The sequence below is a fragment of the Pseudomonas sp. 18.1.10 genome (assembly GCF_024655625.1).
Taxonomy (GTDB): Bacteria; Pseudomonadota; Gammaproteobacteria; order Pseudomonadales; family Pseudomonadaceae; genus Aquipseudomonas.
The window spans coordinates 1-3,564 of the sequence record NZ_JANLGL010000361.1 but is presented as its reverse complement, the minus strand read 5'-3'; the positions used below and the strand labels follow the sequence as shown (position 1 = coordinate 3,564).

4 protein-coding genes are annotated in these 3,564 nt (G+C 62.1%); 3 read left to right on the top strand and 1 reads right to left on the bottom strand.

From position 1 onward, the window contains the following. Positions 1 to 97: 97 nt before the first annotated feature. Complete coding sequence (locus NUV89_RS28575) at positions 98 to 973, bottom strand: LysR family transcriptional regulator (protein WP_257783954.1); 876 nt, start codon at positions 971 to 973, stop codon at positions 98 to 100. Between the two features lie 114 nt (positions 974 to 1,087). Here NUV89_RS28575 and NUV89_RS28570 point away from each other — a divergent pair, with 114 nt between their 5' ends. Genes NUV89_RS28570 through catA form a run of 3 tightly spaced genes read left to right on the top strand, consistent with a single transcriptional unit; the run spans position 1,088 to position 3,490 of the window. Continuing rightward, positions 1,088 to 2,215 carry a muconate cycloisomerase family protein gene (locus NUV89_RS28570; RefSeq protein ID WP_257783953.1) on the top strand — a complete coding sequence of 376 codons (1,128 nt, stop codon included), beginning with the start codon at positions 1,088 to 1,090 and terminating at the stop codon, positions 2,213 to 2,215. A gap of 12 nt (positions 2,216 to 2,227) precedes the next feature. Then, a complete protein-coding gene (gene catC / locus NUV89_RS28565; RefSeq protein WP_017735004.1) occupies positions 2,228 to 2,518 on the top strand; it encodes a muconolactone Delta-isomerase in 291 nt (96 codons plus the stop codon). A 42-nt stretch (positions 2,519 to 2,560) separates the two neighbouring features. Then, a complete protein-coding gene (gene catA / locus NUV89_RS28560) occupies positions 2,561 to 3,490 on the top strand; it encodes a catechol 1,2-dioxygenase (protein WP_257783952.1) in 930 nt (309 codons plus the stop codon). Positions 3,491 to 3,564: the final 74 nt, after the last annotated feature.

Sequence of the window (3,564 nt, the reverse complement as noted above, 5' to 3'; positions counted from 1 at the left end):
CCAGCTTGCACATGTATTGCTGACCCACCGCATTCGCGAGCAAGCCCGCTCCCACACAAGCCCGTTCCCTCAGGAGATTTACAGTGTCTGGGGTATCTCAGATCAGCTCCTCCACCAACTGCAAACAATGCCTCAGCCCCGGCGACTGATCGTTCACCCGTCGGCTGAGGATGATCGGCGACGTCGCCGTAGCCTCCACCACCGGCGTATAGCCAATATCCGCACGGTGCAGCACCTGCACCGATGCCGGCACCAGCGTCACGCCCATCCCGGCGCCGACCAGGCCGATGGCGGTTTGCAACTCGTTGGTCCACTGCGCCACCTGGAGGCTCAAGCCATGGGCATCGAACAAGGCGATCACGTGGTCGGCATAGCTGGGGCGCGGGTTGCCGGGGTAGAGCACAAACGGCTCGGCGGCCAACTGCGCCAGTGTGGCGGGCGCGGCGAGCAACGGGTGGCCGGCGGGCAGCACGGCCACCAGGCGGTCTTCCACCAACACGCGCTGGACGATGGCCGGGTCGTCGATGCGAATCCGCCCGAAGCCCACATCGATCCGCCCGGCCTTGAGCGCTTCCACCTGCTGCAAGGTGGTCATTTCCGACAGGCCCAGCTCCAGCTCCAGCCCCTCGTGGTTGCGCAGGCGGCGGATCAACTCCGGCAACACGCCGTACAGCGTCGAGGGCGCAAAACCGATTCCCAGCCAGGTCTTCTCGCCCTGGCCAATGCGGCGGGTGTTGTCGCAGACCTTGTTCAGTTGTTCGAGCAACACATTGGCGTGTTCATAGAAAAACCGCCCGGCCTCGGTCAGCCGCAACGGGCGGCCGCGCTCCAGCAGGATCACTCCCAGTTCCTCTTCCAATTGCTGGATCTGCCGGCTCAGCGGCGGCTGGGCGATGTGCAGGCGTTCAGCGGCGCGGGTGAAGTTGAGGGTTTCGCCCAGCACCTGGAAATAGCGCAGGTGACGCAGTTCCATGTCAGCTCCCTTCATACCTTGAGAGTATTGTTTGAGACTAATTCTATATTGGAACCCAGAAAAAATGCGGGACAGAATCGACGCAAATCTATAAAGAACCCAACGGGTATTGCCATGCCGATTTGCGCCATCGAGTCGATCGAGACGATTATTGTCGATCTGCCTACCATCCGCCCGCACAAGCTGGCGATGCACACCATGCAAAACCAGACGCTGGTCATCATCCGCCTGCGCTGCGCCGATGGCATCGAAGGCATCGGCGAAGCCACCACCATCGGCGGCTTGAGCTATGGCAACGAGAGCCCGGACAGCATCAAGGTCAACATCGACCGCCACTTCGCCCCGCTGCTGATCGGCCAGGACGCGAGCAATATCAACGCCGCCATGTTGCGCCTGGAACGCAGCATCCGTGGCAACACCTTTGCCAAGTCCGGCATCGAAAGCGCCTTGCTCGACGCCTTGGGCAAACGCCTGAACCTGCCGGTCAGCGAACTGCTCGGCGGCCGTGTGCGCGATGCGCTGCCGGTGGCCTGGACGCTGGCCAGCGGCAACACCGAAAAAGACATTGCCGAGGCCGAGAAGATGCTCGACCTGCGCCGCCACCGTATCTTCAAGCTAAAGATCGGCGCCGGCGAAGTCAGCCACGACCTGGCCCATGTGATCGCGATCAAAAAAGCCCTGGGCGACCGCGCCAGTGTGCGGGTGGACGTCAATCAGGCCTGGGATGAGGCCGTCGCCCTGCGCGCTTGCAAGGTGTTGGGCGACAACGGTATCGACCTGATCGAACAGCCGATTTCGCGCAACAACCGGGGCGGCATGGCCCGGCTCAATCTGTCGAGCCCGGCGCCGATCATGGCGGATGAGTCTATCGAATGCGTGGAAGACGCCTTCAACCTGGCCCGCGAAGGCGCGGCTTCGGTGTTCGCCCTCAAGATCGCCAAGAACGGCGGCCCGCGCGCCGTGTTGCGCACCGCCGCGATTGCCGAAGCGGCCGGCATCGGCCTGTACGGTGGCACCATGCTCGAAGGCGGTATCGGCACCCTGGCTTCGGCCCATGCGTTCCTGACCCTGAACAAACTGGCGTGGGACACCGAGCTGTTCGGCCCGCTGCTGCTGACCGAAGACATCCTCGTCGAGCCGCTGGTCTACCGCGATTTCCACCTGCATGTCTCCACCGCCCCGGGCCTGGGCCTGGCCATTGATGAAGCGCGCCTGGCGTTCTTCCGTCGTGACAAACACTAAGAGGCGCCTGCCATGTTGTTCCACGTAAAAATGACCGTGAACCTGCCGCTGGACATGCACCCCGAGCGTGCCGCCGCCCTCAAGGCTGAAGAGAAGGCGTTGGCCCAGCGCCTGCAACACGAGGGCAAATGGCGCCACCTGTGGCGCATCGCAGGGCTCTACGCCAACTACAGCGTGTTCGATGTCGACAGCGTGCAAGAACTGCACGACCTGCTGATGCAGCTGCCGCTTTATCCCTACATGGCCATCGAAGTGAACGCGCTGTGCCGGCACCCTTCGTCGATCCATGAGGACGACCGTTAAGCCTGTTTTCAACACTAATAATTACAAGATGAGGATTGCACCATGTCCATCCGAATTTCCCAGACTGCCCATGCCCAACGGTTTCTCGAAGAAGCCAGCGGCAACCTCAACGACGGCGGCAACCCGCGCACCAAGGCGTTGATCTACCGAATCCTGCGGGACACGGTGAACATCATCGAAGACCTGGAAGTGACCCCGGAAGAGTTCTGGAAGGCGGTCAACTACCTCAACGAGCTGGGCAAAAACCAAGAGGCCGGTTTGCTCGCCGCCGGACTGGGCCTGGAGCACTACCTGGACTTGCTGATGGACGCGGCCGACGAGGAAGCCGGCAAATCCGGCGGCACGCCCCGCACCATCGAAGGCCCGTTGTACGTGGCCGGCGCGCCGCTCTCCAAATTCGAAGCGCGGTTGGACGATGGCACCGACGCTGCGGTGCCGCTGTTCATGCGCGGTCAGGTGCGCGACACCGACGGCAAGCCATTGGCCGGGGCGATTGTCGATGTGTGGCAGGCCAACACGGGTGGTACTTACTCGTGGTTTGACGCGTCCCAGTCCGAGTTCAACCTGCGCCGCCGCATCGAGACCGATGCCCAGGGCAACTACCGTTTCCGTAGCATCGTGCCGTCGGGCTACGGTTGCCCGCCGACCGGCCCGACCCAGCAGTTGCTCGATCAACTGGGCCGCCACGGGCAACGGCCGGCGCATATTCACTTCTTTATCTCGGCGCCAGGGCATCGACACCTGACCACGCAGATCAACCTGTCGGATGATCCGTACCTGCACGATGACTTTGCCTACGCGACGCGGGATGAGTTGATTGCCGAGATTCGTTTCAGTGACGATCAGCAACTGGCGCGGGAATTTGGGGTGGAAGGGCGGTTTGCGCAGATTGATTTTGACTTTGAGTTGCAGTCTTCTGCAGCCCCGGTCGAGCAAAAACGCATGCAGCGCGTTCGCGCTTTGGAAGACTGAACGCGGTCAAAAAATGTGGGAGCGGGCTTGCTCGCGAATGCGGAGTTTCAGTCACTAGTTGCGTTGACTGACCC